The sequence below is a fragment of the Desulfovibrio desulfuricans genome (assembly GCF_004801255.1).
GTDB classification, from domain to species: domain Bacteria; phylum Desulfobacterota; class Desulfovibrionia; order Desulfovibrionales; family Desulfovibrionaceae; genus Desulfovibrio; species Desulfovibrio desulfuricans_C.
Genome location: NZ_CP036295.1, coordinates 1 through 26239, shown reverse-complemented (window position 1 = coordinate 26239; position 26239 = coordinate 1). Strand labels below are relative to the sequence as shown.

23 protein-coding genes are annotated in these 26239 nt (G+C 56.9%); 7 read left to right on the top strand and 16 right to left on the bottom strand.

From position 1 onward, the window contains the following. The first annotated feature begins 217 nt into the window (after nt 1–217). The 5 genes from DDIC_RS00115 to DDIC_RS00095 all read left to right on the top strand — a co-directional run bounded on the left by DDIC_RS00115 (nt 218) and on the right by DDIC_RS00095 (nt 4194). Nucleotides 218–685, top strand: coding sequence for a cytochrome c3 family protein (locus tag DDIC_RS00115; protein ID WP_136398558.1), 468 nt, complete (start codon nt 218–220; stop codon nt 683–685). Further along, entirely contained in the window at nt 678–2261 is a 1584-nt protein-coding gene (locus DDIC_RS00110) for an ammonia-forming cytochrome c nitrite reductase subunit c552 (protein ID WP_136398557.1), read from the top strand. The genes DDIC_RS00115 and DDIC_RS00110 overlap by 8 nt, the downstream gene beginning before the upstream one ends. 288 nt (nt 2262–2549) lie before the next feature. Continuing rightward, nucleotides 2550–3041: a C40 family peptidase gene (locus DDIC_RS00105; protein ID WP_136398556.1), complete on the top strand. Its 492-nt coding sequence runs from the start codon at nt 2550–2552 to the stop codon at nt 3039–3041. 248 nt (nt 3042–3289) lie between these two features. Then, nucleotides 3290–3865: a MerR family transcriptional regulator gene (locus DDIC_RS00100; RefSeq protein WP_136398555.1), complete on the top strand. Its 576-nt coding sequence runs from the start codon at nt 3290–3292 to the stop codon at nt 3863–3865. Continuing rightward, the gene (locus tag DDIC_RS00095; protein WP_136398554.1) at nt 3823–4194 is read left to right on the top strand and encodes a hypothetical protein; all 372 of its coding nucleotides are present in this window, start codon (nt 3823–3825) and stop codon (nt 4192–4194) included. The genes DDIC_RS00100 and DDIC_RS00095 overlap by 43 nt, the downstream gene beginning before the upstream one ends. Before the next feature lie 89 nt (nt 4195–4283). Here the strand turns inward: DDIC_RS00095 and DDIC_RS00090 are convergent, their stop codons facing one another. The 3 genes from DDIC_RS00090 to DDIC_RS00080 form a co-directional block, all read right to left on the bottom strand. Next, complete coding sequence (locus DDIC_RS00090) at nt 4284–4775, bottom strand: GNAT family N-acetyltransferase (RefSeq protein WP_136398553.1); 492 nt, start codon at nt 4773–4775, stop codon at nt 4284–4286. Nucleotides 4776–4777: 2 nt separating this feature from the next. Beyond that, nucleotides 4778–5542, bottom strand: a complete 765-nt coding sequence (locus DDIC_RS00085; RefSeq protein ID WP_247647500.1) for a DsbA family protein — start codon at nt 5540–5542, stop codon at nt 4778–4780. A 75-nt stretch (nt 5543–5617) separates the two neighbouring features. Next, nucleotides 5618–6007, bottom strand: a complete 390-nt coding sequence (locus DDIC_RS00080; protein WP_136398551.1) for a response regulator — start codon at nt 6005–6007, stop codon at nt 5618–5620. A gap of 301 nt (nt 6008–6308) precedes the next feature. Between DDIC_RS00080 and DDIC_RS00075 the strand changes: the two genes are divergently transcribed. Continuing rightward, the gene (locus DDIC_RS00075) at nt 6309–7097 is read left to right on the top strand and encodes a ParA family protein (RefSeq protein ID WP_136398550.1); all 789 of its coding nucleotides are present in this window, start codon (nt 6309–6311) and stop codon (nt 7095–7097) included. A gap of 32 nt (nt 7098–7129) precedes the next feature. On the opposite strand, the gene DDIC_RS00070 is transcribed toward DDIC_RS00075, so the two are convergent. Next, nucleotides 7130–7534 carry a hypothetical protein gene (locus tag DDIC_RS00070; protein WP_136398549.1) on the bottom strand — a complete coding sequence of 135 codons (405 nt, stop codon included), beginning with the start codon at nt 7532–7534 and terminating at the stop codon, nt 7130–7132. 410 nt (nt 7535–7944) lie between these two features. Here DDIC_RS00070 and DDIC_RS00065 point away from each other — a divergent pair, with 410 nt between their 5' ends. After that, on the top strand, nt 7945–8883 hold the full coding sequence (locus DDIC_RS00065; protein ID WP_136398548.1) for a ParB/RepB/Spo0J family partition protein: 939 nt from the start codon (nt 7945–7947) through the stop codon (nt 8881–8883). A 101-nt stretch (nt 8884–8984) separates the two neighbouring features. Here the strand turns inward: DDIC_RS00065 and DDIC_RS00060 are convergent, their stop codons facing one another. The 12 genes from DDIC_RS00060 to DDIC_RS00005 all read right to left on the bottom strand — a co-directional run bounded on the left by DDIC_RS00060 (nt 8985) and on the right by DDIC_RS00005 (nt 26089). Then, the gene (locus tag DDIC_RS00060) at nt 8985–10379 is read right to left on the bottom strand and encodes a transcription antitermination factor NusB (protein ID WP_136398547.1); all 1395 of its coding nucleotides are present in this window, start codon (nt 10377–10379) and stop codon (nt 8985–8987) included. After that, entirely contained in the window at nt 10372–10887 is a 516-nt protein-coding gene (locus DDIC_RS13895) for a DUF116 domain-containing protein (RefSeq protein WP_247647610.1), read from the bottom strand. The genes DDIC_RS00060 and DDIC_RS13895 overlap by 8 nt, the downstream gene beginning before the upstream one ends. A 476-nt stretch (nt 10888–11363) precedes the next feature. Next, nucleotides 11364–12374: a methionyl-tRNA formyltransferase gene (gene fmt / locus DDIC_RS00050; RefSeq protein ID WP_136398545.1), complete on the bottom strand. Its 1011-nt coding sequence runs from the start codon at nt 12372–12374 to the stop codon at nt 11364–11366. After that, nucleotides 12347–12865 (bottom strand): peptide deformylase, encoded by a 519-nt coding sequence (gene def, locus DDIC_RS00045; RefSeq protein WP_136398544.1) that lies wholly within the window; start codon nt 12863–12865, stop codon nt 12347–12349. Before def ends, fmt begins: the two co-directional genes overlap by 28 nt. A gap of 14 nt (nt 12866–12879) precedes the next feature. Further along, nucleotides 12880–14754 carry an aspartate--tRNA ligase gene (gene aspS, locus DDIC_RS00040; protein WP_136398543.1) on the bottom strand — a complete coding sequence of 625 codons (1875 nt, stop codon included), beginning with the start codon at nt 14752–14754 and terminating at the stop codon, nt 12880–12882. Continuing rightward, nucleotides 14747–16003: a histidine--tRNA ligase gene (gene hisS / locus DDIC_RS00035; protein ID WP_136398542.1), complete on the bottom strand. Its 1257-nt coding sequence runs from the start codon at nt 16001–16003 to the stop codon at nt 14747–14749. Before hisS ends, aspS begins: the two co-directional genes overlap by 8 nt. A 54-nt stretch (nt 16004–16057) precedes the next feature. Then, nucleotides 16058–17461, bottom strand: coding sequence for an amidophosphoribosyltransferase (gene purF, locus DDIC_RS00030; RefSeq protein WP_136398541.1), 1404 nt, complete (start codon nt 17459–17461; stop codon nt 16058–16060). 5 nt (nt 17462–17466) lie between these two features. After that, nucleotides 17467–18279, bottom strand: coding sequence for a tetratricopeptide repeat protein (locus DDIC_RS00025; RefSeq protein ID WP_247647498.1), 813 nt, complete (start codon nt 18277–18279; stop codon nt 17467–17469). 9 nt (nt 18280–18288) lie between these two features. Next, entirely contained in the window at nt 18289–20832 is a 2544-nt protein-coding gene (gyrA, locus tag DDIC_RS00020) for a DNA gyrase subunit A (RefSeq protein WP_247647497.1), read from the bottom strand. Between the two features lie 210 nt (nt 20833–21042). Beyond that, nucleotides 21043–23448, bottom strand: coding sequence for a DNA topoisomerase (ATP-hydrolyzing) subunit B (gyrB, locus tag DDIC_RS00015; protein WP_136398540.1), 2406 nt, complete (start codon nt 23446–23448; stop codon nt 21043–21045). Beyond that, nucleotides 23448–24602, bottom strand: a complete 1155-nt coding sequence (dnaN, locus tag DDIC_RS00010) for a DNA polymerase III subunit beta (RefSeq protein ID WP_136398539.1) — start codon at nt 24600–24602, stop codon at nt 23448–23450. The genes gyrB and dnaN overlap by 1 nt, the downstream gene beginning before the upstream one ends. 149 nt (nt 24603–24751) lie before the next feature. Further along, complete coding sequence (locus DDIC_RS00005) at nt 24752–26089, bottom strand: DnaA ATPase domain-containing protein (protein ID WP_136398538.1); 1338 nt, start codon at nt 26087–26089, stop codon at nt 24752–24754. Nucleotides 26090–26239 lie beyond the last annotated feature (150 nt).

Below are 26239 nucleotides of genomic sequence, written 5' to 3'. Positions count from 1 at the left end.
CCTTCTGGTGCGAGTTGTCATATTTTTATGAATTTGTCTTATTTATCTGATTTTTTCTGTGACCATAATCACTGTTTTTGCCTTAGTTTTACTTAATATGCCAATTTATATACTCATTATTTTTTTAATTTATTTACACTTTTTGGTACGGTTCTTGTTCTTTTAAGGGTGTTGCCGCCATTGGGGCGGCACGCAAGGAGCGAGTTAAGGAGGCTCTATGGGAACACCCCGCAATGGACCATGGCTTAAGGTGCTGTTGGGCGGCGTTGCGGCGGGAATGGTGCTTTTGGGTGTGCTTGCGTACGCCATGACGACAACTGACCAGAGACCGTTTTGCGCCAGTTGTCACATAATGCAGGAAGCGGCCGTAACCCAAAAAATGGGTTCGCATGCCAAGCTTTCGTGCAACGAGTGCCATGCCCCGCACAATCTGCTGGTCAAGCTGCCGTTCAAGGGCCAGGAAGGCTTACGTGACTTTATCGGCAATGTTTCAGGCCACGACATTCCGCGCCCTCTGAGCGTGCGCACCAAGGATGTGGTTAATGCCAACTGCATGGCCTGCCATAGCCAGACCAATGTCAATGTGGCCAGCATGGACGCCAAACCCTACTGTGTGGATTGCCACCGGGGTATGGCCCATATGCGCATGATGCCTATAAGCACAAGGACGGTAGCCAATGACTAAGAGCAATATACACAAGGCCCTGGGAGCGGTGGCCCTGCTTGGCGTGGTTTTGCTTACGGGCTGTCAGGATGTTTCCACTGACCTCAAGGCCCCCAAGTACAAAACCGGTATTCCTGAAAACGAAACCCGTATTTCTGCTTTCAAAAAGGAATTTCCCCAGCAGTACGCCTCGTACATGAAGAACAACGAAACCTCGGTCATGACCGAGTACAAGGGGTCCATACCCTACCACAAGAACGACAACGTCAACCCCCTGCCCACCGGCTTCAAGCACGCACAGCCCTATCTGAAAAACCTGTGGCTGGGCTATCCCTTTATGTACGAGTATAATGAAGCCCGAGGTCACACCTACGCCATAGAGGACTTTGTCAATATTGACCGCATCAACCGCTTTGCCGCAGACGGCAAGGGCGGCCTGCCCGCCACCTGCTGGAACTGCAAAACCCCCAAGATGATGGAGTGGGTCAAACAGTACGGCGACAGCTTCTGGTCCAAAGACGTCAACGAATTTCGCAGCAAGGACAAAATCGACGGCATGGACGAAACCATCGGTTGCGCCAACTGCCACGACCCGGCAACCATGGAGCTGCGCCCGTACTCCGAACCGCTCAAAGACTGGCTGAAGCGCAGCGGGCAAGACTGGGCCAAGCTTTCACGCAACCAGAAACGCAGCCTCGTGTGCGCCCAGTGTCATGTGGAATACTACTTTACCCACAAGGACAACGGCCCCGCCGCCAAACCCGTGTTCCCCTGGGACAACGGCTTCAACCCCGAGGATATGTACCAGTACTACAAGGGTCACGGCGCCAAGGGCCCCGACGGCAAGCCTGGTCCTTTTGTCGACTGGACGCACGCGGCCTCCAAGGTCGGCATGATCAAGATGCAGCATCCTGACTACGAGATGTTCCAGGACGGCCCGCACGGAGCTGCCGGCGTCGCCTGCGCCGACTGCCACATGCCCTACATGCGCGAAGGCGGCAAAAAGGTTTCCAGCCACTGGATGACCTCGCCCCTCAAGGATCCCGAGCTGCGCGCCTGCAGGCAGTGCCATGCGGACAAGACGGCCGACTACTTGCGCGGCCGTGTGGAATACACGCAGAAAAAGGCCTACGAGCAGCTGCTCAAAGCTCAGGAAATCTCGGTCAAGGCGCACGAGGCCGTACGGCTCGCCAATGGCTATGAGGGCAAGCGCTCGCCCGATTACGATGCCCTGATGACCGAAGCCCGTGAAATGGTTCGCAAGGGTCAGCTGTTCTGGGACTACGTCTCGGCTGAAAACAGCGTTGGCTTCCATAACCCTGCAAAAACCCTCGATACCCTCATGACCTCCATGGAATGCAGCCAGAAGGCCGTGGATCTGGCCAACAAGGCCACGGAATTCGGCATTGCCGAACCGCTTTCCAGGGACATCAAGGAAACCGTGCCGCCGATCCTCGAGATGAGCCGCAAGCTGCAGCAGGATCCGGAATTCCTCAAAAAGAACCCCTGGACCAAGCTGCTGCCCGCTCTGCCCAAGGCTGACCAGGTCTGGAACGGCCAGACCCGCGTCACGCCCGAGGCAAAGCCCGCCCAATAAAACAGCACATGCCTGGTGGGAGCGGCTCCGGCCGCTCCCCTTGCACAGCCAATACCACAGCCCCGTTTATGCGGGGCTTTTTTTTGCTGTCGAGCAACATGCACCGTTTGTTCCTGATTGCCTGTGCGCGTTTTATTGCGCCAATCAGCAAAATAATTACAGCTCCCGCTCCCCTGCACACACACAAGGCACGCTATTTGCTACTCTTGATGCAGCGAGCATGGTGTTATATTTTTGACTTTTGCAAATTTATTTGCAAACACAGCAGGTTGCAGCATGGAAGCAGCAATGCGCACACTCAATTGGCGCCTCTGGCGCAATATGGCCTTACTGCTTGTCTGCGCCGTACTTCTGACGGCCTGCGGCGCTTTTCGGTCTGCTCCCGACGGTGGCCCTGCGCCCGAATCGGCCCAGAAGGTCGTTAAGACGGCGTACACGCAGATGGGCAATAAGTACCGCGCTGGCGGAGCATCCCCCCAAAAAGGCTTTGACTGCTCCGGCCTTATCTGGTGGGCGTACCGGCAAAACGGCCTGAAGGTTCCACGTATCACGTCTGATCAGGCCAGCGCGGGGCAAAAGGTGTCCCTTTCCTCGGCGCGGCAGGGCGACATTCTCGTTTTCCGCACGGGTTCCGGCCCGCGCGGCCTGCACACCGGCATATACGCCGGGGGCAATTCATTTATCCACAGCCCGCGACGGGGCGAAAACGTGCGCGTGGAAAGCTTGGACGTTCCCTATTGGCGCAACAGCCTTGTGGCGGTACGCAGGGTGGTTTACTGATTCGCATAAGCGCCAAAGCGCAACAGCGTAATTGTCTCAATGCGGCGGTATCGGCTTTGTCTGTACCGTCTTTTCTGTTTGCTGACTTGCTATTAAATTTTGTTTGGAGTATTTCAAACAAGAATTATATCGGAATCACCTTGTTGCTGAGTTCCGATTCTGCCCACTCCCCTCATTTTATTCAATTTGCCGGGCTGTACGTTGCTCAGATTGCATAACAAAGCTTTTTTTCCGGCACGGGAGGAAACATGGCACGCAAGGCAGCTGTAGCTGAAAGCCTGTTAAGTATTGCGGATATTTCGCGCCATTTTTCTTTGCCGGAATCTACAACACGCTATTATTGCAAACGTTTTGCGCAGTTTATACCCAGCGTTGGCGATGGACGCAGACGCCGTTACCGTCGCGAAACTCTAGAGGTCATATCCGCAATACTTGAGCAAATGCAAAAATCACGTACGGCGGCTGCGGTCGAGGACGCCCTGACGGCACGTTTTCCCCGCAACGCGGTGGCGGTTGCGGACACTGCCGCTGCTGGCGAAGTTGCCGATCTTGCAGTAAGTAATGAGTATTTTCCTTCTGCCGCCCTGCAGATTCTTGAGCGGCAAACCAGCGCCATTGAGGGCATCGCGCACCTGCTGCAGCTTGTGGTGCAGCGCTTGCCAGCCCCCGTCGGCTCGCCTGCGCCAGAGGTGGGTCAGTTGCGTCAGGAGGTTGCCACCCTGCGCACGCTGCTTGATGCCTCCGAAAAAACGCAACAGGCTGATCTTGACCAGTTGCGCTCATGGATGACCAAGGTTATCCGCAATCGCGGCAACGCAGATTAGCCCTGCCTGCCCGCCTGGGCCTGTTTTGCGACTGGCGCATGGCGCTTTTGCTCCCATTCTTCCTTTTTACAGCGTATTTCTTTTGTGCGTTATTGCTCTTTGTGCACCGCTCCGCACGCCATCAATCTGCGGGGTTGCGCAAGGGTTCTTTGCATTGGCCTATCTGGATGCTTTTCGGGGTGTTGGCTTTCCGTAACAACTCGGCAATACCGTACTGCATGTTTTTTGTGCCCGGCCATCAACGCAAAAAGCAGGTCGCTCTCGACCTGCTTTTTGCGTTTTTACTCTTGCGTTTTGACAGCGCAACCATGCCTGATTCCGCAACCTGATAAAAAACAATTCTGCCTGGGCTGGCCTGCGCACCGTTGGGGCATGCAAAAAGTACCCGCTTCAACTGACCAGGTCATGCGGCAGAGCTCTACACCGTCTTGAAGTTGCTGTCCTCGCCGGCATTGCTGGTTGCGGTTTTTTCCAGCCAGATCAGCTCAACGCCGGATGCGGTCAGAGTCCTTTTAAAAGGTCGAAATCCTAAGCGCTGGTACAACCGCAAATTGCGCTCGCTTTGCGAGCTTGTAAACAGCTCGTATCTGCTGGCTGTAGTTGCGGCCATAATTGCCTGCAACAAGGCTGAACCATAGCCCCTGCCCCGCCATTGGGGCAAAACCGCGAGCCTGCCGATATGCATACCGAGGCCTGCGGTTAGCGCCCGCACTGTCCCCACAAGCTCATTGCGCTCGTTCAGCGCTTTGAGCATAACGCCCTTGCGTAAGTCCTCGGCAAGTTCGCTCAGCGTTTGCGTCAGCGGCGGAATGCTCCAATCGCCGACCAGCCGGGCTTCATCTGCAAACGCTGTTTTTTGCAGGGCCAGAATTGCTGGCAGATCTGCTTCGCAGACCGGCAGTACGCGCATGGCTATTTGCTGTTTTTCAGCGCCATGTCCACAGCGCTTTTAAACAGGTCAAGCGGCAGCGCACCGCGCACCACAAGATTGTTTACGAGAAAATACGGCGTGCCTTCTATGCCCAATTTTTGGGCGTCCTGCTGGTCTTCGGCAATAATGTCCGTGACCTTTTTGCTGTGCACATCCTTGGCCAGCTTTTTCATGTCCACGTGCAGGTCTTCAGCCGTTTTTTTCAAAAAGGCCTCGCCCTCAGCAATAAGCCTGTCCCTGTCGGCAAACAGGGCTTTATAAAACTGCCAGGCCTTTTCTTCACTCTGCTGCGACACGGCCACAAAATACGCCGATGCAATGGTGGCAGGCCCTTTTTCGTCCAGCGGCATATTTTTGAACACAAGGCTCACGTCATTGCCGTATTCTTTCAAAATGGCATCCACGGTCTTGGAGGCCTGCTGGCAAAAATGGCAGGTAAAGTCGGAGAACGCCACAATGCGCACCTTTGCCTTGGGCGACCCCATTACAGGGCGACCCTCGGTTTTGACAGACTTGTTAACCTTCATGTCTACAGCCCACTGGGCTTCAAGGCTGTGCAGGCGACGCAGGTTTGAGCCCTGCTGGGCAATATCAAGCACCGACTCGCTCTGCTTGCGCAAAACGTCCATTATAAGCTCAGGGCGTTCACGAAACAGTTTTTCGAGAAACTGGGGCAGATTTTCTTCCGTAATTTCTACTGCGCTTGCCACAGAGTTGTTTATACCGGGCACGGCACCAACAACCATGCTAGATGCCAAAACAACAGCCGCGGCAATTTTTTTACCTTTGTACATATGGTGTCCTTGTTAACGTAACGTTTACTAGCCCTGCTCCGCCTCAAGGCGAATCTGGGTAGTGGCGTCTTCAATTTTAAAAAGCAGCTCGTCAATGTCAACCGGCTTCATAAGGTACCCAAAGGCACCCTCGCTCATGGCCTGCACTGCCAGCTGCATGTCTGCATGTCCTGAAAGCAGGATAACCTGCGTTTTTGGCCAGCGCGAATGGATAACCTGCAGTGCGGACATGCCGTCCATGACAGGCATCTTTACATCCATTATCACCACACCAAAAGGAAACTGTTCCATGGCGTTTACAGCTTCCTGTCCGTTAGCGGCGGCCTGACATTCGTACCCTCTTCGTCCCAGACGCTTGGAAAGGATACGCGTCACGTCAGTTTCGTCATCAACCAGCAGCACTTTTGTCGTTTCCATATTCGCTCCAGCCTGGAAATTGTGCTTTTTTACTACGCTGTTTAGCTATGCGGGGCAAGTTAGCTTCGCACTTTTATGCTTTTAATCTTGACGCACCCTGCCTGCTCTTTTACAACCAACCCAGTACAGCAACACGCGCAGGGCATGTTTCATGTGAAACACGAAGTTTTAAAGTTCAAGTGCGCCGTTAAACTGTTGCTCCAAAAATTTCATGCTCGTTGACGAACCTGCTCCCTGACTTGCAAGGCATGGTTGAAGCAGAACTTCCTCTAAAATCAGTCAATATGACTGGGAGGCCTCAATGGCGCGTATTATTTCCATTGCCAATCAAAAAGGCGGGGTCGGCAAAACGACCACTGCCATCAACCTTTCCGCCGCTCTGGCAGTGATGGAAAAAAAAGTTCTGCTTGTGGACTGCGACCCTCAGGCCAACAGCACCAGCGGCATTGGCCTGCACCAGGAAGACCTGCACGGCGATTTGTACAACACCTTTTATGAGCCCGAAAAACTCAAAGAAAATATTGCAAAAACCCGGTCGCCGTTTTTGGATATTCTGCCCGCCAGCACAAATCTTGTGGCCGTTGAGCTGGAGCTGGTCGACAAAATGGCTCGCGAGTTTTTTTTGGACGAGTGCCTTAAAAGCGTGCGCAACGACTACGAATACATCATCCTTGACTGCCCGCCTTCACTGGGTTTGCTGACCCTCAACGCGTTGTGCGCGTCGCGCGAGCTACTCATCCCCCTGCAGTGCGAATTTTTTGCGCTCGAGGGCATCGTAAAACTGCTGCAAACCTACGAGCAGGTCAAAAAACGCCTCAACCCCGATCTCTCGCTACTTGGCGTTGTACTGACCATGTACGACACGCGCAACCGCCTGACCCGCGAAGTAAAAAACGAAGTGCGCCGCTGCTTTCCCGAGCACCTGTTCGAAACGGTCATTCCCCGCAATGTGCGCCTCTCAGAAGCGCCGAGCCACGGCAAGTCAATCATCCATTATGATATAAAGTCCAAAGGCGCAGAAGCGTATCTGGGCCTGGCAAAAGAAATTGTTTTGCGCAGACCCAGCAAAAAAAACACAGTACTGCAATAGCCGCTAACGGCTACGGCAGCAAACGCCCTCGGCTAATCCTTGGGCGTGGTATGCTCCACAGCCACGTGATTGTGAAAATGCTTTTGCCTGATAGTGGTGCCGCACTTGCGGCAGTGAAAAACGAGCAGGCCGCCGATATTTGCGTTAGTCAAAATAAACGACTGGTTGGGATCGTTGCGCCAGTCAAGGGCACTTGCCGCACAGTGCGGACACGTAACCGAAGGGCTATAGGGATATTTAAAATCCCAGTGCTGCATGAGTTCATCAAAGTTGGCCAGAGGCCCGGGTGCCTGCGTGAGTTCTTGCGGTGTTGTTTGGGCCTCTAGCAGCTTGCGGACCTTTGGTTCCATTTTTTCCCACAAGGGCCAGGGAATAATAACAGAAGCAACATTGCCCTTGGCGTCGGTAACGTACTGAAGTAGCGGATTGTTGAGCATATTTGTTCCTTAATGTATTTGCTGGGAGCCAAAACAAACACGTTGAAAATTGCAAAAAAGCAATGCGCCTGCGGCAAAAGCGCCAAAAGACCGATGCCAGGCAGAACGTGAGCGTTGCAAGGCAGCAAGACGCATAAACCGCAACAGCGGCCCTGCCCTGCCCATACTAGCGCATAGCGTGCCGCGCCCCAAGGGAAAATGTCAAGAAGCCATAACAAGCCATGGGGTTAAACCGCGCATACAGCCCGGTGACGGCATGACATGCCGCAGATACACATATTGGCGCACTAGACAAACAACGCTGCAACACGCCAGTGCGCCGGCTTGAAGGCCAGGCCGCACACAACGCAAAACCACAGCGCGGCAGCAAAAGCATATCAAACATACGACCAAATGCGGAAGGAGAAAACATGAGCAGCAGCAAGGGATTGGGCAGAGGGCTTGACGCTCTGTTTGGCGGCTCGGCACCAAGGCAGGAACCGCAAGAGAGAGAAAGCGCAGTTAACCTTGTGCCGGTCACATCCTTACGGCCCAACCCCAACCAGCCCCGCAGACATTTTGATGATACCGCATTGCGCGAACTGGCAGATTCAATCAAATCGCAAGGCATCATTCAGCCGTTGCTGGTACGCCCCCACGGGACCGATGCCTATCAGATAGTTGCGGGCGAACGTCGCTGGCGCGCCGCGCAAATGGCGGGACTGACGGAAGTTCCCGTTTTTGTGCGCGAGCTGAGCGACAAAGAGGTTATGGCCGCCGCTCTTATTGAAAACCTGCAGCGCGAAGACCTCAACCCCATTGAAGAAGCGGAAGCCCTGCAGGGTCTGCGAGAAGCTCTGGAGCTCACGCAGGAAGAGCTGGCTACGCGACTTGGCAAAAGCCGCCCGGCCATTGCCAACGCATTGCGATTGCTGCAGCTGAGCGCAAGCGCGCGGGCGGATATTCAGGCAGGCCTGCTCAGCGCCGGACACGCCCGCTGTCTGCTGGGCATCGACAATGCCATGGCCTCAGATGCACTGCGGCAGCGTATAATCAGCCACAAGCTGACCGTACGCGAAGCGGAAGACGCCGCCGCCTTCTGGCGCGGTCACAATACCCTGCCATGGGAAGACCAGGACGCAAACACGCAGCCCCGGACCAAAGCACCTCGCAAAAAAAGCCCCCAGTTCAAAACCCTGCAGCAAAACCTGTGCGAAAGCCTGGGCTGCAAAACGCAGGTCAGCGGGGACGAAAACAACGGGCGCATTGCGCTTGCCTACGCGAGCCGTGAAGACCTTGAAATGCTGCTTGGCAAGCTGGGCGTTTCGCTGCCAGCTGTGCAGGATACAACGGAAACCCCTGCAAAATAGCCAGCGGAACAATACTGGCTGGCCGTAAAAAAACGGCACGTGCAGGCAATGCAAAACCACAAAAAAGCGCAGGCGGCAGCAACCGCATTGCGCTTTTTTATTTATGTCTGTTTGCGCAGCACCGCGCCAAACATTCCTTCAAGCCATGGATGTTCGTGCGGTGTCTGCCATTGCCGCACCAGCTGCAAACCAGGCGCATCACACATAACTTTCTGTATCTGTTTTTCATTTTCCTGCGTGCGCAACGTGCAGGTAATATAGGCAAGCTCACAGCCGGGTTGCAGCATGGCAACCAGACGCTCCAACATGCGGCCTTGCAGCTGCTCATGCTCCAGGGCCTGCTGTTGCGGTCGGCGGCGTATGTCTGGCCTGCGAGCAAGCACGCCCAGGCCGGAACAGGGCGCGTCAATCAGCATATGACCGGCCCAGGCGGAACAGGGCGGCGCAACCGCGTCTATCAGGGCCGTGGCAGGGCAAGACAACAATAAACGTGCGCACTGCCCTGGCAGGCCTGTGAGGCGTTGCAGGCTGCGGTCGGTAGAAAAAGCAACCGCAACACCCCGCTCAAGCAGCGCAACAGTCTTGCCGCCAAACCCGGCGCAAACATCCCAGACCGGGCGCTTCCAATCATAAAGACCAAGCTTTTCAAGCACGAGCTGCGACCCGGCGGACTGAAACGACACCGCCCCGCATGCCAGCAGATCATTCAAAGCCTTGCCGCAGGCCTGTGCTGGCAGGTTGCCCGGCGCAAAAGCGGCCCCCCACTGCCCCACCGGCGTGCCGCCCTGCGCAAGCAGGTCTGACAGCAAATCATGGCCAAGCACATGGCAGGCATTAACCCTAAGAGCACTCCAGGGACGGGCAAAAGAACGCTGGGCCAGCTGCTCCGCCGCTTGCTGCCCGTAACGCTTGCACCAGTGCCCCACAATCCATGGCGGCAGGGAATAAAACAAGGCAAGGTGCTCGACGCTCTGAACCGCTACCCCCCCAGGCAGATAAAAATCGGGCTGCAAAGGCGCATCGGCAAGCCGCTGCACCGAACGCAAAGCACCATTGGCAACCTTGGCAAGCGCAGAGCCGTAGAGAGCGCGGGCAGTTTCCACCGCGCTGAAAACTGCCGCATGATCAGGTATTCTGTTCTGAAATATCAATGAGTAAACGGCAAGACCAAGCACGTGCAGCAACGGACGCGGCAGCGATTGCGGGCGAGGCAAAACATGCGCGAGCACAAACGCGATACGGATTTCGGAGCGGAGATAACCGTACACAAGCTCCGAGCACAAATTGCGTTCCACTGGGGGCAAACTAGCAGCGGACTTTTCCGCGTGCTCGGCAAAAGACTGCCCGAAAGCAAGCGACAACGCTTGCTGGGCGCTTTGCCCAGCATCCACTGAAAGCAAGGCGCTCAAAGCGACGTTGCGGGCTGTAAACGGGAGGGCGCGCACCTTGCGTTGCAAGGCAAACAATCTGCTATCTGCTGTCGACGCCTTACCCATTACATACCCTGCCTTGCTGCAAGCGTTGCGTCAGACCAAGAAAAATTTTAACCGCATCTTCAAGCGCGGGCATGGGCACAAGCGTATCAACGCAAGGGCCGTGCGGACGCTGATTGAGCACACCAAAGACAGGCACGGGGTAACTGTCCTGTATGCCGGAGGTAAGGTCGCGTTCGCAGGCGACGGCAATAATGCAACGGGGCCGCGTCTGAACCACTATTCGCCGGGCAATGGTGCCCCCTGTGGCAATGGCGAGCCGTACGCCGTACCTGTCGCGCAGGTCAAGCAGACCGCCCACGGGGCATTTACCGCAACGCCTGCAGTTGTCAGGGTTGTGAACAAGACGCTGCGGGCAAAGGGCCTGTTGCACGCAGTGCGGCAACAGCAAAAGCAGCTCATGCGGCTGTACCGTGACCGCGCTGGCCAGCACAAGTTCATTGTTAACCTTGATGAAACTCCGACGAACCTTGCCTCTATCAATACAGACAAGTTTTGCAAGTAATTCCATAAGTGGAAAAAAAAGGCGCACAGTAACATGACGAACGCTGTCCACACCCGGCATGGTTTTGCCAGTATAAATATGAAAAACAAGAATGATACACAGCCACAAAATGGCAAAAATTACAATAAAACCAACAGAAATACTAATTAATGGCAGCCAGTGTTGCGTTGAAAAAAACCCCACCCACGGCAAAATAAGAAAAAAAGCAATAACAGCGCACGACAAGAGACAAGATGCAAGCATAAGCCCGATAAAAACGCGTTTGCGCGCGCCGCCGTACTGATCGGGGGGTAATGAAAAGGGCGATTTGCTAAACATGATGCCTCGGCTGCATCAGCCAGGGAAAAACTGCGAGCATAGTCAAAAAAGCCCTTAAACGCCCCCCAGTGAAGCGCAACAGGCAGGCATGAACTATGAGCCAAAACAAGAAAAAACGAGGCTCAAAAGAGCCTCAGTAAAAACATAAAAAGTGTCAGCAAGGGTTACTCGCCCGGTACTGGCGCTCTGGCCAAACCGGCGATGCCCCTGGGCAGACCCCGCAAAATTCCGTTGAGCAGGTCGCGGGCCGACATGTCCTTTTTACCTTGAGGTCGTACGGCGGTAAACTCATACCACTTGTCCGCGCAGGCGACGCTTAAACCGTCGGCATCCACACGCAGCGAACCGGGCACGGCGCTGCCCGTTGGTTCGCCAATACGCCCTGGAGCCAGAATGAGCAAAAGCGGCGGGCGCTGCTTGCCATCACAGGCGGTTTCCAAAACCGTGCGCGCCCCCGGCCAGGGGGTGACGCCGCGCACCCGGGCATGAACCTCGGCAGCTGGCAGCGTCCAGTCGATAAAACCATCTTCCTTGGAAATTTTGGGCGCATAGGTGGCCAACGCGTCGTCCTGCTCTACCGCCCAGGCCTTGCCATCAAGGATATCGTCAACAACTTTCACCAGCAGCTCCGCACCGATGCCCGCAAGGGCGTCGTGCAGCGAACCAGCGGTATGCTCGCCTATGACAGTACCGTCAGTGGCAAACACAGGGCCAGCATCAAGCTTGCTCGCTATGCGCATGATGGAAATACCTGCGCGCGCGCCGGGCTGCCAGCCGTCGATCACAGCACGTTGTATGGGCGCTGCGCCGCGCAGGCCCGGCAACAGCGAAGCGTGCACATTGACGGCGTCCAGAGCCGGCATGGCAAGCACCGCGTCAGGCAAGATAAGCCCGTACGCTGCAACAGCGAGCAGATCAGGCTTAAAGGCGGCAAGCTCGGCCTGCGCCTCTGCGTTCTTGAGGCTGGCGGGCTGCATAACTGGCAGGCCCAGCTGCAACGCAAGCTTTTTAACGGGTGATTCCGCAAGTTTGTGCCCGCGCCCCGCAGGCCTGTCGGGCTGTGTGTACACAGCCACAATTTCGCCACGAGGCCAGGCCGCCAGCCTTTGCAGGCTGGCGGCGGCAAACTCGGGCGTACCCATAAATACTATGCGGCATTTTTGCGTTTGAGCCATTTTTTCACCTTGCTGTCGTACAGGGTGCGGCGCAGGCGGCTTATCTTGTCGATAAACAGTATGCCGTCCAGATGGTCGAATTCATGCTGCAGAATAATGGCAGGGAACTCTTCAAGATCCTCTTCGATAACATTGCCGTCCAGATCCAAGGCGTGCAGGTGCACATTGCTCATACGGGGTACATCCGCGCGGTAGTTCATGGGCACCGAGAGGCAGCCCTCCTGCTCGCTGACAACCTTCTCGCCAGAGAGGGTCAGCACAGGATTGATAAGCACCCGTGGATTTTTTTCCTCATCCTGCATGGCAGGATCCATAACAAGCATGCGGATGTTGCGGCCCACCTGAGGGGCGGCAAGCCCAACGCCAGGCGCTGCATACATGGTCTCAAGCATGTCTGCGGCCAGCTGGCGAATTTCGTCCGTTATCTCGCCAACTGGTTTGCAAACCTCTTTGAGCCGCGGATCAGGGTAGACGACAATATCAAGAATCATGCAGGGTTCGCCCCCTATGGTTTATCGGCTGCTGCGCCGTCCTTTTTTTGCTCCGCTGCAGGAACTTCGCGCAAGCGCAAACCCAGCTCCCTCAACTGACGCGACGAAACGCCAGCGGGCGCGTCGGTCATGAGGCAGGTAGCCTTTTGCGTCTTGGGGAAGGCAATAACGTCACGGATGCTGGGCGAAGCCGAAAGCAGCATGACCAGACGGTCAAGACCAAAGGCCAAACCGCCATGCGGCGGTGCGCCAAGGTCAAGCGCCTGAATAAGAAAGCCAAACTGTTCGTCGGCCTGCTCGGGCGTAAAGCCAAGGGCCTTAAACATGCGCCGCTGCACTTCGCCCGAATGGATGCGGATGGAACCGCCGCCCACTTCGCAGCCGTTGAGCACCATGTCGTAGGCACGGGCGCGGGCCTTGGCCGGGTCAGATATCATCAGATCCATATGGCCGGGCGCGGGCGAGGTAAAGGGATGGTGGCAGGCCACGTAGCGCTTGTCTTCCTCGTCGTATTCGTAAAGCGGAAAGTCCGTAACCCACAAGAAGTTGAAGCTGTTTTCGGGTATCAGCTTGAGGTGGTTGGCCAGGTGCACGCGCAGGTTGCCCAGAGCGGCGTTGACCATGGCTGGCTCGCCAGCCTGGAAAAAGACGATATCGCCGACCTTGAGATCCAGCGCATCGGCAATGCCCTTGCGCTCCGCGTCAGAGAGAAACTTGGCTATGGGCGACTGCCATTCATCGGCCTTGATCTTGATCCAGGCCAGACCCTGCGCGCCGTAAATCTTCACAAACTCGGTAAAGGCGTCAATTTCCTTGCGAGTCATGGATTCGCCGCCGGGAACCTTCATACCCTTGACCAGCTGCGCCGTAGCAAAAAGCTTGAAACCCGAACCGCGTACAATGTCGGTAAGGTCAACAAGCTCAAGACCAAAACGGGTGTCGGGCTTGTCCACGCCGTAGCGTGCCATGGCTTCGTCCCAGGGCATGCGCGGGAACGGCAGGCAAAGATCCTTGCCCATGACGTCCTTGAACACGCGGGCCATGAGGCCTTCGGCAATGGTCATGACCTGCTCTTCATCAGCAAAGCTCATCTCAAGGTCGACCTGCGTAAACTCGGGCTGACGGTCGGCGCGCAGGTCTTCGTCGCGGAAGCAGCGCACGATCTGGAAGTAGCGGTCCATGCCCGCCACCATGAGCAGCTGCTTGAACAGCTGAGGGGACTGCGGCAGGGCGTAAAATTCGCCATTGTTCAGGCGGCTGGGCACCAGAAAGTCGCGCGCGCCTTCAGGCGTGGACTTGGTGAGCACCGGAGTTTCCACTTCCGTAAAGCCGTTGTCGTCGAGAAAACGACGGGCTGCCTGCGAAACCTTGTGGCGCAGGCGCAGGTTGGCCTGCATGCGCGGACGACGCAGGTCAAGATAACGCCACGTAAGACGCAGGTTTTCACCGGCGTCGGTACGGTCTTCAATGGGAAAAGGCGGTGTTTTGGAAGTATTGAGCAGCTTCCATTCGTAAGCCACAATCTCAATCTGGCCGGTAACCATAGTGGCGTTGACCATGCCGTCAGGACGCGGGCGCACCTTGCCCTTGACCGCGAGGACATACTCGGAGCGGAGAATATGGGCATTTTCGTGGGCAGCCGGGGCGATGTCGGGGCTGAAAACAACCTGGGTAAGACCATCGCGGTCGCGCAGGTCCACAAAGATAAGACCGCCGTGGTCGCGGCGATACTGCACCCAACCCATCAGGCAAACATCTTCACCATCATTTTTGATGGTCAGCTGGCCGCAGGAATGGCTGCGCCGCCAGTCTCCAAGCTCAGTGACGAATTTCTGGTGTTCGCGCTGCACGTCCTGCTGCGCGTCCTGCGTCTGCATCTGTTCAGTCATTGTTGGTTCCCGTTTGCAAGAATTGGAGTACACCTGACTGCGGCATGGAGCTTTGCTCGCCGCTTTCAAGGTTTTTAACGACCACTGCGCCCTGGGCGGCTTCATCGGGGCCGATGATCAGACAATACCTCGCGCCCGACTTGCCCGCCTGACGCATAAGGCTTTTAAAACCGCCTTCACTGAAATTCATTTCACCGCTCAGCCCGGCGTTGCGCAGCTTCTGGGCAAGCTGCCAACCCTGGGTTCTGCTCTGCTGGTCCATGGCGACAAGATAAAAATCGGCTGCGGCCGCGCCGCCATCGCCCATCATGAGCGCAAGGCGCTCCATACCGCAGGCAAAGCCAACACCGGGCACGTCGGGGCCGCCAAGGCTCTTCACAAGCCCGTCATACCTGCCACCGCCAGCCACCGCCGCCTGCGCGCCAATGCTGCCGCTCACCACCTCGAACGTGGTGCGGCAGTAATAATCAAGGCCGCGTACAAGCCTGTGGTCGAGCTCATAGGGCAGACCCTGCCCGTCAAGCAGCTGCAGCACGGTATCAAAGTGAGCACGGCAGTCAGGGCAATTGTAGTCGAGCAGCTTGGGAGCGTTGTCTGTAATGGCGCGGCAACCAGGCTGCTTGCAGTCGAGCACGCGCAGCGGGTTGGTCTCAACCCTGCGGGCGCAGTCGGGGCAAAGAAGACTTTTATCCACACCGGCAAGATATTCGAGCAGGGCCGCCTTGTATTTGGGTCGGCACTCTGAGCAGCCGAGCGAGTTGATCTTGAGCGTGAGGTCGGTCAGACCCAGATCAGACAAAAAGCGCAGCAGCATGCTGACAAGCTCAGCGTCGGCCATGGGGCTGTGACTGCCAAGGCACTCGCAGTTAATCTGGTGGAACTGACGCATGCGGCCCTTCTGCGGGCGCTCGTAGCGAAACATGGGGCCAGTGGTAAACAGGCGGCTTACAGCCTCGCGGTTGTTCAGCCCACTCTCGATATAGGCCCGCATGACGCCAGCGGTGGCTTCGGGGCGCAGGGTGAGCGAGCGCCCCTTGCGGTCAGGAAACGTGTACATTTCCTTTTGCACGACATCGGTTTCTTCGCCAATGGAGCGGCAAAAAAGCTCGGTAAACTCCAGCAGGGGCGTGCGCAGCTCAACAAAACCGTAGCGCCCAAAAACGCCGCGCGCGGTGTTTTCGATGCGCGTAAACTGGTCGCTGTCAGGCGGAAACATGTCCGCAAAACCCTTGATACGTGCGATACTCATGGCTTCCTCATATAAGACTGTCCGCCTTCAGGAAAGGCAGCGCAAGAAAATGGTCTACCTTTTGGCGCAGGCAGATTCAAGGCTGAATTTGCCGGTGCATTCGTCGCAGGGCACGGGGTAGTCGCCTGTAAAGCAGGCCATGCAATAATTCTGCGGCTTGCTCACCGAGCCGAGCAGCCCGCCGATGCTGAGGTAATGCAGCGAATCCACGTCAAGCTTGCGGGTTATTTCCTGCAGGTTGTGCTGGGCCGCAATAAGCTCGCCGCGTGAAGAAAAGTCTATGCCGTAGAAGCAGGGAAACCTGACCGGCGGGCTGGAAATACGGATGTGCACCTCTTTGGCGCCAAGCTCGCGCAGCTTTTTGACGCGGGTCATCATGGTGGTGCCGCGTACAATGCTGTCGTCGATAATACAGATGCGTTTGCCCTCGATCATCTCGCGCACAGGGTTGATCTTAACCCGCACGCCAAAGCTGCGCATGCTCTGCGAAGGCTGAATAAACGTGCGCCCCACATAGTGGTTGCGTATCATGGCGTGCTCGTAGGGCAGCCCGGAGCGTTGCGCAAAGCCAAGCGCGGGGTATATGCCCGAATCGGGAAAAGGCATGACGGAGTCCACGTCAGGGGCCGATTCGTCAGCCAGGTTCCAGCCCATTTTTTTGCGGCACAGGTACACCTGCTCGTCAAAAATGTACGAGTCGGGCCGGGCAAAATAGACCAGTTCAAAGATGCACTGGCGCGGTTTTTCGGGCAGCGGACCCAAAAGATAGTCGCTGCGCACGCTGTTGCCGTTGACAATAAGCATCTCGCCCGGCTCCACCGAGCGTTCAAACTGGGCCTCAAGCAGGTCAAAGGCGCAGGTTTCGGAGGCAAACACGGGGCTGCCGTCTATGCGCCCGAAGGCCAGCGGATGAAAACCGTGCGGGTCGCGCACAGCAACCATGACGCCATCGACCATCACCAGCAGGCAGTAAGCCCCACGCACGCGCGCACAGGTCTCCTTGACCGCGCCGGGCAGGTCGTTGTGCCTGAGGGCGCGCACCAGCAGGTGCATGAACACCTCTGTATCGTTGCTGGTGGAAAAAATGGCCCCTTCGTTCTCCAGATCTTCGCGCAGCTGGGCCGCGTTGACCAGGTTGCCGTTGTGGGCAAGCACCACGTCCCGCCCCTTGAAATGGGCAAGGAAAGGCTGGGCGTTGCTGCTCGAGGAGCGCCCGGTGGTGGAATAGCGCACATGACCGATGGCTGTTCTGCCGGTAAGCGCCTTGAGATCCGCCTCGGAAAAAACATCCGGCACAAGACCCATACCCTTGTGTTCGTGCACGCCGTCCTTGTCAAAGGTGACAATGCCGGCGCTTTCCTGCCCGCGGTGCTGCTGTGCGTACAAACCGAAATAAGCCAGACGAGCCGCTTCTTCATGGTCGTAAATGCCGAATACGCCGCATTCGTGCTTGATCATAGGCCTTACTTCTTCAGTTTTTTGCGCAGATGCGCAATGCGATTATCAATGACCGACGGATTGGGATAATCGTCGCGGGCCAGTTCAAAGTTTTTAAGGGCTTCCTTGCCTTTGCCGAGCTGCTCAAGGGCATCAGCCAGCAAATACCCCGCCAGACCGCGCAGGGTCTTGTCAGGGTCGCTGTCCAGTATCTGCTGGCAAAGGTCGGAAACCTCCTGCCAGCGCTCCCTCGCCATGTTCTGGTCGGCAAGGTCGTACATGCACATTATTTTATCATGGTCGGCAAGGGGCAGGGCCAGACACTGCTGGAGGGTATCCTCCCCCGCGTCAAAACGGCGCAGATTAAACTGCATGGCCGCAAGCCTGCGGTAGCCGTCCACCGTCTGCTCGGCGGACAGACCGCCAAGGCCTATGTAGGCGTTCCAGGCGTCGGCCGCACGACCATAACGGCGCATGCCCTCGTTAACCTCGCCCATACGGCGCAGGATAACGGCGCTTCTGGCGTCGTTGTCCGCAAATTCCGCCAGCATGGTTTCCAGATACTCAAGCGTTGTGCGCGGCTCCTGCCCGGCGGCGTTGAGCACCACCAGGAGCTGCTGCCACGCCTCCCAGCGCAGGTCAGCGTCCCGCGCCTCACGCAGATAACGCTCCAAAAGCCTTTCGGCAAGTGACCAGTCGCGTAAAGATACCGCGGTACGGGCAGCGGAAAGATCGTCGCCCACGATGTTCTGGTCTTTGCAAGCACACAGAAAGCCCGCAAAAAACAGACACAGACACAGGGGCAGAGCCTTGCCGCAAACCCGCCGCAGTATTTTCATCAGTCGTTTTTATTCCTCGCCGTCGTCGTCTGCGGCATCACTGCCGGGCACTTCGGGCTCAACAACGGCGGGCGTGGAAGAAACCCCGGCGAAGTCGTCGCCGTCCAATTCAGCATTGGCGTCCCTGCCGGTCTGCCCGCCCTCGTCAACACGGTCAAAGCCCACCACATGCGCGCCTTCGTCAAGGCGCACAAGCATAACGCCCATGGTTGCCCTACCCTTGCTGCGCACATCGTCAACGCCAATGCGCACGATCTTGTTGGACGAGGTCAACAGAATGAGGCCGTCGTTGTCGCGCACGGGCATGGCACCGATAACGGGGCCGGTCTTGCCCGTCACCTTGAAGTTGATGATGCCCTTGCCGCCGCGCGACTGCAGACGGTACAGGTCGACGCTGGTGCGCTTGCCGTAACCGTTGGCCGAGATGGACATTATCTCTGTGGTCAGGTCAATGTCCTTTGTGATGACGGCGGCCACCACAAAGTCCTGCCTGCGCAGGGCAATGCCCTTGACGCCCGTAGCCACGCGGCCCATGGGGCGCACGTCGTTGCAGGCAAAGCGGATGGAAAAGCCGTCGGCCGTGGCCAGCACAACATGGCTGTTGTCGCGGATGGGTCGCACAACCACAAGCTCGTCGTCCTCGCGCAGGCCCACGGCCATAAGGCCGGTCTTGCGGCAACGCGCGTACAGCGACGCGGACGAACGTTTGATCATGCCCCGCTTGGTGATGAACAAAAAGAACTTGTCCTCGGCAAATTCGCGCAGGGCCAGCACCGTCGTCACCCACTCGTTTTCCTCGAGCGGCAGCAGGTTGTTGATATGCACGCCCTTGGCCGTACGGCTGCCCTCGGGCACCTGGTGCACCTTGAGCTGGTGCATGCGGCCCTTGTTGGTAAACAGGCAGAGGTACTGGTGATTGGTGGTGGTCAAAAACTCCTGCACATAGTCGTCGTCCGAGGTATGCAGTGCGGCAATGCCCTTGCCGCCGCGTTTTTGCTGCTGATAGTTTTCAAGCCCGGTGCGCTTCATGTAGCCGCGCCGCGACAGGGTAATGACCACTTCCTCGTCGGGGATGAGGTCTTCAATATCAATGTCGCTCAGGGCTTCGCGCAGCACTTCGGTGCGCCGGGGCGTGGCGAAGTTGTCGCGTATCTCGGCGATCTCGCGCTTGAGCTCGCCGCGCAGCACTTCTGAATTTTCAAGAATGGAGCGGTAGAATTCGATCTTCTGCAGCAGGTCCTTGTATTCGTTCATCAGTTCTTCGCGCTGCAGGCCGGTGAGGCGCTGCAGGCGCATTTCAAGGATGGCCTTGGCCTGCAGCTCTGAAAACGTAAACCGCTCCATCAGGGCGTTACGGGCTTCTTCCGGGTTGGCCGAAGCGCGAATAAGGGCCACCACCTCGTCGATATTGTCGATGGCGATGCGCAGACCTTCGAGAATGTGCGCCCGGGCCTCGGCCTTTTCAAGGTCAAAACGCGTGCGGCGGATGACCACCTCGCGCCGGTGATCCACAAAGCACGAAAGCGCCGTCTTGAGGGTAAGCAGCTGGGGGCGGTTGTCCACCACGGCCAGCATGTTGATGCCAAAGCTCGTTTCAAGCGGCGTAAACTTGTACAGGGCATTGATCACAATGTCGGGGATGGTGCCGCGCTTGAGGTCGATAACCACGCGGATGCCCTTGCGGTCAGATTCGTCACGCAGGTCGGTGATGCCGTCGATCTTGCGGTCATTGACCAGAGCCGCGATTTTTTCCACCAGCGAGCTTTTGTTAAGCCCAAAGGGGATCTCGCGAATGACAATACTCTGCGCGCCCTTTTTGCGTTCTTCCAAATCCAGACGGCCACGCACCTTAACGGTGCCGCGCCCGGTGTGGTAGGCGTCGTACAGACCCTTGCCCGCGTACACAAAGCCACGGGTGGGAAAGTCCGGCCCCTTCACATATTCCATAAGCTCGTCGACGCTGCACTGCGGGTTATCAAGCAGCAGTTGCAGCGCGTCGCACAGTTCGCCAAGGTTATGGGGCGGAATGTTGGTGGCCATACCCACGGCAATGCCCGAGCTGCCGTTGAGCAGCAGATTGGGAACCTTGCTCGGCATGACCGTGGGTTCCTGCAGGGTATTGTCGTAGTTGGGACGAAAGTCCACGGTATTCTTGTCCAGGTCGTTCAAAAACTCCTGGGCAAGCTTGGACATGCGCACTTCGGTATAACGCATGGCAGCTGCGGCGTCGCCGTCGATGGAACCAAAGTTGCCCTGCCCGTCCACCAGCGGATCGCGCATGGAAAATTCCTGCGCCATACGCACCAGCGCGTCGTACACGGCAGAGTCGCCGTGCGGGTGATATTTACCGATGACATCACCGACGATACGCGCGGATTTTTTGTGCGGACGGTTATAGTTGTTGGCAAGCTCGTACTGCGCAAAAAGAATACGCCTGTGCACCGGCTTAAGGCCGTCGCGCGCGTCAGGGATGGCGCGCCCGATGATGACCGAAAGGGAATACTCCAGATACGATTTGCGGAGTTCTTTTTCTATGCTTATCTGCGACTGCATGTCTGCCACTGCGGGCCTCGCTGCTGTTATTTTGGGGATCGGAGGGCAGGCCCCCGGTTTTCAGGGGGCTACGCCCCGCTGAAACCCCTTTTTATATGTTGTGCGGCAAAAGTACGTTCAAACCGTCAGTTGCCCGCACAGGTAAGTAAAAAACATACACAGGCGCACGCATATCTGCCCGCCGACGGGCAGGTTATGCACGCCCGGAGCCTAGATATCCAGATCCTGAACAGCCAGGGCGTTGCGCTCGATAAAGTCGCGGCGCGGCTCCACGCGGTCGCCCATCAGCTCAACAAAGGCGTCGGAGGCCTCGTTGACGTCTTCCACCGAAACCTGCAGAAGCACGCGGTTTTCGGGGTTCATGGTCGTTACCCACAGCTGGTCGGGGTTCATTTCACCAAGACCTTTGTAACGCTGGATGTTGATGCCCTTGCGGGCTTCGTCAAACACCATGCGCATGAGCGTAAACATGTCCTCGGCGGGGACATCGCCGTCCTTGCGGCGCAGGGTAAAGGCAAACGACCCGCACTGCGAGCGCAGCTCGTCAAAGAGCTGCCAGGTCTGCCGGTACAGGCGCGAAGAAAAAAATTCCATGCCCCTGCGGGTATGGTGCCCACCGGTATTTTCAAATACCGCAAACAGGCGCTCCTCTTCGTCCTCGTTTTTTTCCCGCTCAAGGGTCAGCATATAGCCGTGTCCGTTGAGCCACCCGGTCAGTTCGTTGTCCTGGTTTTCGAGGCTCTGCGCGTCAATCTGCTTTGCATAGGTAACAAGAGCCATAAAGAGATCACGCGGGGTGCCCGCCATTTCGGCATCGTTGACGCGGTTTTCAAGCTTTTCAATGTGCTCCATGAGGTTGATCAGCTCTTTGCCCGTATATTCCTTGCCGCTGGAGGCAACCACGGTCACATCCTCGCTGACGCGGGTAAGCAGAAACTCGTTGAGCGCCGGGTCGTCCTTGATGAACTTTTCCATGCGCGAGTTGTGCACGCGGTACAGAGGCGGCTGGGCGATGTAGACAAAGCCGCGCTCCACCATCTCCTGATACTGCCTGAAGAAAAAGGTCAGCAGCAGGGTGCGGATGTGCGCTCCGTCCACGTCGGCGTCTGTCATGATGATGATTTTGTGGTAGCGCAGCTTGTCGAGGTCGGTGTCTTCCTCGCCGATGCCCGCGCCCATGGCGGTGATGAGGGCCTTTACTTCCTTGTTGGCCAGCATTTTGTCAAAGCGGGTGCGCTCCGTGTTCAGAATCTTGCCGCGCAGGGGCAGGATAGCCTGATTTTTGGGGTTGCGCCCCTGCTTGGCCGAACCACCTGCCGAATCACCTTCGACGATGAACAGCTCAGACTCCATAGGGTCCTTGCTCTGGCAGTCGGCGAGTTTGCCGGGCAACGAGTTGTCAGAAAGCGCGCCCTTGCGGCGCACAAGCTCCTTGGCGCGGCGGGCGGCGTCGCGGGCACGGGAGGCATCGACGGCCTTGTCTATAATGAGGCGTATATCCTTGGGATTTTCTTCAAAATAGACGTTAAGGCGGTCGTAAACAACACCAGCCACCAGACCGGCTATCTCGCTGTTGCCAAGCTTGGTCTTGGTCTGCCCTTCAAACTGCGGCTGAGGCAGCTTGACGCTGATAACGGCGGTAAGACCCTCGCGTACGTCGTCGCCCGACAGCGAGGTGTTCTTCATCTTTTTGACCAGGTCCGGCTGGCCCTTGATGTAGCCGTTGATGGCGCGGGTCAGCGCGGTGCGAAAGCCCACAAGGTGGGTGCCGCCTTCCTTGGTGCGAATGTTGTTGGCAAAGGTAAAAATGTTTTCCTTGTACCCGGCGTTGTACTGCAGGGCAAAGTCAACAGTGACGTTTTCGACCACGCCTTCGCCAAAAATAATGGGGTGAATGCCCTGCTCGCCCGAATTGAGGTCGCCCACAAACTGACGTATGCCGCCATCGGCGTGGAAAACATGGGTCTCGCCGATGCGCTCGTCAATGCACTCGATGGTCAGGCCCTTGTTGAGGTAGGCCAGCTCTTCAAAGCGCTTTTTCAATGTTTCATATGAAAACTCAAGCACCTCAAAAATTTCTTCGTCGGGCTTGAAGCGCACTGTGGTGCCGTGACCTTCCACATAGCTTTCGCTGATGACAACCAGCTTGTCCTGCGGCACGCCGCGCGCGTAATGCTGACGGTAGCGCTTGCCGTTGCGGCGGACGGTAACCGTAAGCTCTTCTGAAAGGGCATTGACGCACGACACGCCAACGCCGTGCAACCCGCCGGAAACCTTGTAGCTTGAGTTATCAAACTTGCCGCCGGCGTGCAGCTTGGTCATGACCACCTGCACGGCGGGCACGCCTTCCTTGGGGTGAATGTCGACAGGTATGCCGCGGCCGTCGTCACGTACTGTGACGCTGTTGTCGGCGTGCAAAATGACCGTTATCCGCGAACAGAAGCCAGCCATGGCTTCGTCGATGGAGTTGTCCACTACCTCGTATACCAGGTGGTGCAGGCCGCGCGCGTCAGTGGAGCCTATGTACATGGCCGGGCGCTTGCGCACGGCCGAAAGGCCTTCCAAAATGGTAATGGAAGAGGCGTTGTACCCGCCGTTGCCGGTTTCAGGAGCCATTAAACGTCTTCCTCGCTATAATAGGTCGTTTCAGAAACCTTCATGGGCATGATAATGACCGTGTACTCAGTGTCGTCGGCGCCGCGTATGCCGCAGGGGCCTTCAGAACCGGTAAGCATCATGTCTATCTTTGTCGAAACAAAGTGTCCCAGCACGTCAAGCAGGTTGCGCGTGGGGAAGGCAATGCGTTTTATATCACCGTTATAGGTTACTTCAAGGCTCTCGTTGGCGGAGCCCACATCCTGCCCCTGGGCGGAAAGCAGCGCCTCGCCTGCGGTCAGATCCATGTAGGTGCAGCGGTCGCTCTCGGTATTAAAAATAAGGATACGCCCAAGCGCCTCAATGGCTTCTTTGCGGGCAAGCGTCATGGGGTGCATGTCTTCGCTGGCCAGCTTGCTCATAAAAATGTTGTAGTCGGGGTATTCGTGAGCCGCGCGCGGCAGGCTGAGAGTTTCGGCCCCGTCCAGGCTGCGCAGGTACAGGCGCTTGTCGGTGATGTTCAGCTCTATCTCATCTACGCCAAGCCATTTTTTGATGTCCTGCAGGTATTTTTTTTGAATCAGCATGCCTGCTTCGGGCAGACGCTCCGCCAGCTCGTCGTGGGTAAACGACACAAGGGCAAACTGGTGCCCGTTAAGCCCGCACACGTCAATGCGTCCGTTGCCGCGCGGCTTCATGCACAGGCAGGCGATGGCGTCCATGGCGTCGTCGTCGCTGATGCAAAAGCCCACCTTGTCCAGCACGTCCTGCAAAAAGTCGCCCGACCAGGTGACCGCCTCCTCAGCGGGAAAAGCGGAAAAATTCTGAAACCACTCCGCCCCGCTCACTGGCAGTTTGTAGGTACGGCGGCCCTGTTCAATCAGCAGATTTCCCGAAGCCTCGTCAAGCGTGAGATGCAGAACGCCCGTGGGCAGCTGACGCACCAGATCCACAAAGGCTCTGCCCTGCACGCCTATAAGGCCAGGCTTGGCTACCTCGGCGGGATACCGACCGGTAAACTCTATGTTGGCGTCGGTGGACATGACGGAAATACTGCCCTCCTCCGCCTTGAGCCAGATGGAGCGCAGATACTGCGCCCCCGCCTTGGCGGGAATGATGGCAGCCGCCTTCAGCAGGCCTTCGATGATTTGCTCTTTGTTTACAGTAAGTTTCATATGTTTTTTCCTTACTATTATAGACGTCTGTAGCTATGTTTCTAAGCTGTTTAACTTGCTTTTTTTATTAACTTTTTTTGGAACATTTCAGTGCCTTCGCAGGAAACGCCGGTGACATTGCCCTGTGGTTTCACCCCGGCTGCGGGGCGCTATTGTGTCTTAAGCTCCAGTTCCGCCACTAACTGCTGGAGCGCTTTGTCACTAACTAGAAATTTCTTAATCTTTTTAATTGCATGGATGACAGTACTATGGTCCTTTCCGCCAAAAGCCCGCCCTAGCTCAGGGTACGAAAGCCCCAGCTTGCGCCGGCAGATATACATGGCGATCTGACGGGCCAGCACAAGGTCAGGGCGGCGTTTGCCGCCAAGTACGTCCTCGGCCCGCAAGTTCATGGTGCGCGCCACTTCACCAAGAATTTCAAGGCAGCCTGGCGTTTTGTCGGCCACGCCCGTGCGGACGATGTTTTCAAGATCTGCCTGCGACAGTTCACAGCCCGTCACAGAGCAAAAAGCCGCCACCTTGATAAGCAGGCCCTGCAGCAGGCGAAACTGCGAACAGCGTTGCGCTATGAACAGCAACTGGTCGCGTGAAAGGTTCATGTTTCTTTCTTTGCATGTGGCCTGCAGGTAGCGCATGCGCACGTCAAGGTCAGGTTCCATGAGTTCCACCACGAGGCCGCTTTCAAGCCGCGAGCGCAGACGCTCGTCCAGGGCCTTGAGCGCCTGGGGCTGTCCTGTGCAGGCAAATACCATCTGCCCCGACCTGCGCCCCGGCGAGGTAGATGGCGGGCAGGCGTCCATGCATGCCACAAGCTTTTGCTGCCAGGCCGTCTGCCCGGCAAGGTCCTGTATGTCGTCCAGCAGCAGCACATCCCACTGCTGCCAGAAAAGTTCCGGATGGCGTACCCAGGCCGGATTGTCGGCGCAAAAACGTGCTGCCGGGGCAATGATGACGCGGTTGCCAGTCTGGCTCTGCTGCAGCGTTGCGGCCATGGATCGCAGAATGTGGCTCTTGCCCGTGCCGCTGCGCCCGCAAAGCAAAAACGGGTTGTAGGTCACGCCGGCGCGCTGCTCCGCTATCTCCTTGGCGGCAGCCAGAGGAAAGGAGTTTTTTGCATTGGCAATAAAGGCCGTAAAGGCGTCGTTTTCATTGCCGTGGGCTGAAGCGTCGACAGGTCGATCCGCCGTGTTTGCGCCGTTTTGGCCTGGGGCTTCCTGTCCCGCATGTTGCAGCGACCATGTTTGTACATGACCCAGCGCGGGCTGCTCGTATACAATTTGAGGAAGCCTTTCGTCGGCAAAACGGCAGGAAAGCGCCTGTTCAAAAAGATCGCGCTTGTGCTGACTGAACCACGCGGCAAAATAAAAGTGGGGAAACCCGACATTCAGCGTGTCGCCTTCTTGACGCAGGGTAAGGGATTCCAGCCAGTCTCCCCTGTCATCGGCTTTTTGCCGCGTCAGTATGTCCCGCAACTCGTTTTTCAGCATAGTGTGCGCGGCCTGTCCATAGGCCTGTGGATAACAGTTCCTTCCGTGCATGGCGCCAGGGCAACCGGTTTTTACTGGCAGGGCCAACGGGCCTTGCATGCCGGTTTTGGCGCGGTTCACGCCATGGAGGAGCAAAGAACACGCATACCA

What these genes read in the sequence shown, in the direction of transcription:
- DDIC_RS00065 (WP_136398548.1), top strand. Translation starts at nt 7,945, where the DNA reads ATGAGCAGCAGCAAGGGATTGGGCAGAGGGCTTGACGCTCTGTTTGGC.
- DDIC_RS00075 (WP_136398550.1), top strand. Translation starts at nt 6,309, where the DNA reads ATGGCGCGTATTATTTCCATTGCCAATCAAAAAGGCGGGGTCGGCAAA.
- DDIC_RS00095 (WP_136398554.1), top strand. Translation starts at nt 3,823, where the DNA reads ATGGATGACCAAGGTTATCCGCAATCGCGGCAACGCAGATTAGCCCTG.
- gyrA (WP_247647497.1), bottom strand. Translation starts at nt 20,832, where the DNA reads ATGCAGTCGCAGATAAGCATAGAAAAAGAACTCCGCAAATCGTATCTG.
- DDIC_RS00110 (WP_136398557.1), top strand. Translation starts at nt 678, where the DNA reads ATGACTAAGAGCAATATACACAAGGCCCTGGGAGCGGTGGCCCTGCTT.
- DDIC_RS00005 (WP_136398538.1), bottom strand. Translation starts at nt 26,089, where the DNA reads ATGCTGAAAAACGAGTTGCGGGACATACTGACGCGGCAAAAAGCCGAT.
- purF (WP_136398541.1), bottom strand. Translation starts at nt 17,461, where the DNA reads ATGATCAAGCACGAATGCGGCGTATTCGGCATTTACGACCATGAAGAA.
- hisS (WP_136398542.1), bottom strand. Translation starts at nt 16,003, where the DNA reads ATGAGTATCGCACGTATCAAGGGTTTTGCGGACATGTTTCCGCCTGAC.
- DDIC_RS00060 (WP_136398547.1), bottom strand. Translation starts at nt 10,379, where the DNA reads ATGGGTAAGGCGTCGACAGCAGATAGCAGATTGTTTGCCTTGCAACGC.
- DDIC_RS00115 (WP_136398558.1), top strand. Translation starts at nt 218, where the DNA reads ATGGGAACACCCCGCAATGGACCATGGCTTAAGGTGCTGTTGGGCGGC.
- DDIC_RS00085 (WP_247647500.1), bottom strand. Translation starts at nt 5,542, where the DNA reads ATGGTTGTTGGTGCCGTGCCCGGTATAAACAACTCTGTGGCAAGCGCA.
- DDIC_RS13895 (WP_247647610.1), bottom strand. Translation starts at nt 10,887, where the DNA reads ATGGAATTACTTGCAAAACTTGTCTGTATTGATAGAGGCAAGGTTCGT.
- aspS (WP_136398543.1), bottom strand. Translation starts at nt 14,754, where the DNA reads ATGACTGAACAGATGCAGACGCAGGACGCGCAGCAGGACGTGCAGCGC.
- DDIC_RS00090 (WP_136398553.1), bottom strand. Translation starts at nt 4,775, where the DNA reads ATGCGCGTACTGCCGGTCTGCGAAGCAGATCTGCCAGCAATTCTGGCC.
- def (WP_136398544.1), bottom strand. Translation starts at nt 12,865, where the DNA reads ATGATTCTTGATATTGTCGTCTACCCTGATCCGCGGCTCAAAGAGGTT.
- fmt (WP_136398545.1), bottom strand. Translation starts at nt 12,374, where the DNA reads ATGGCTCAAACGCAAAAATGCCGCATAGTATTTATGGGTACGCCCGAG.
- DDIC_RS00070 (WP_136398549.1), bottom strand. Translation starts at nt 7,534, where the DNA reads ATGCTCAACAATCCGCTACTTCAGTACGTTACCGACGCCAAGGGCAAT.
- DDIC_RS00025 (WP_247647498.1), bottom strand. Translation starts at nt 18,279, where the DNA reads ATGAAAATACTGCGGCGGGTTTGCGGCAAGGCTCTGCCCCTGTGTCTG.
- DDIC_RS00100 (WP_136398555.1), top strand. Translation starts at nt 3,290, where the DNA reads ATGGCACGCAAGGCAGCTGTAGCTGAAAGCCTGTTAAGTATTGCGGAT.
- DDIC_RS00105 (WP_136398556.1), top strand. Translation starts at nt 2,550, where the DNA reads ATGCGCACACTCAATTGGCGCCTCTGGCGCAATATGGCCTTACTGCTT.
- gyrB (WP_136398540.1), bottom strand. Translation starts at nt 23,448, where the DNA reads ATGGCTCCTGAAACCGGCAACGGCGGGTACAACGCCTCTTCCATTACC.
- dnaN (WP_136398539.1), bottom strand. Translation starts at nt 24,602, where the DNA reads ATGAAACTTACTGTAAACAAAGAGCAAATCATCGAAGGCCTGCTGAAG.
- DDIC_RS00080 (WP_136398551.1), bottom strand. Translation starts at nt 6,007, where the DNA reads ATGGAAACGACAAAAGTGCTGCTGGTTGATGACGAAACTGACGTGACG.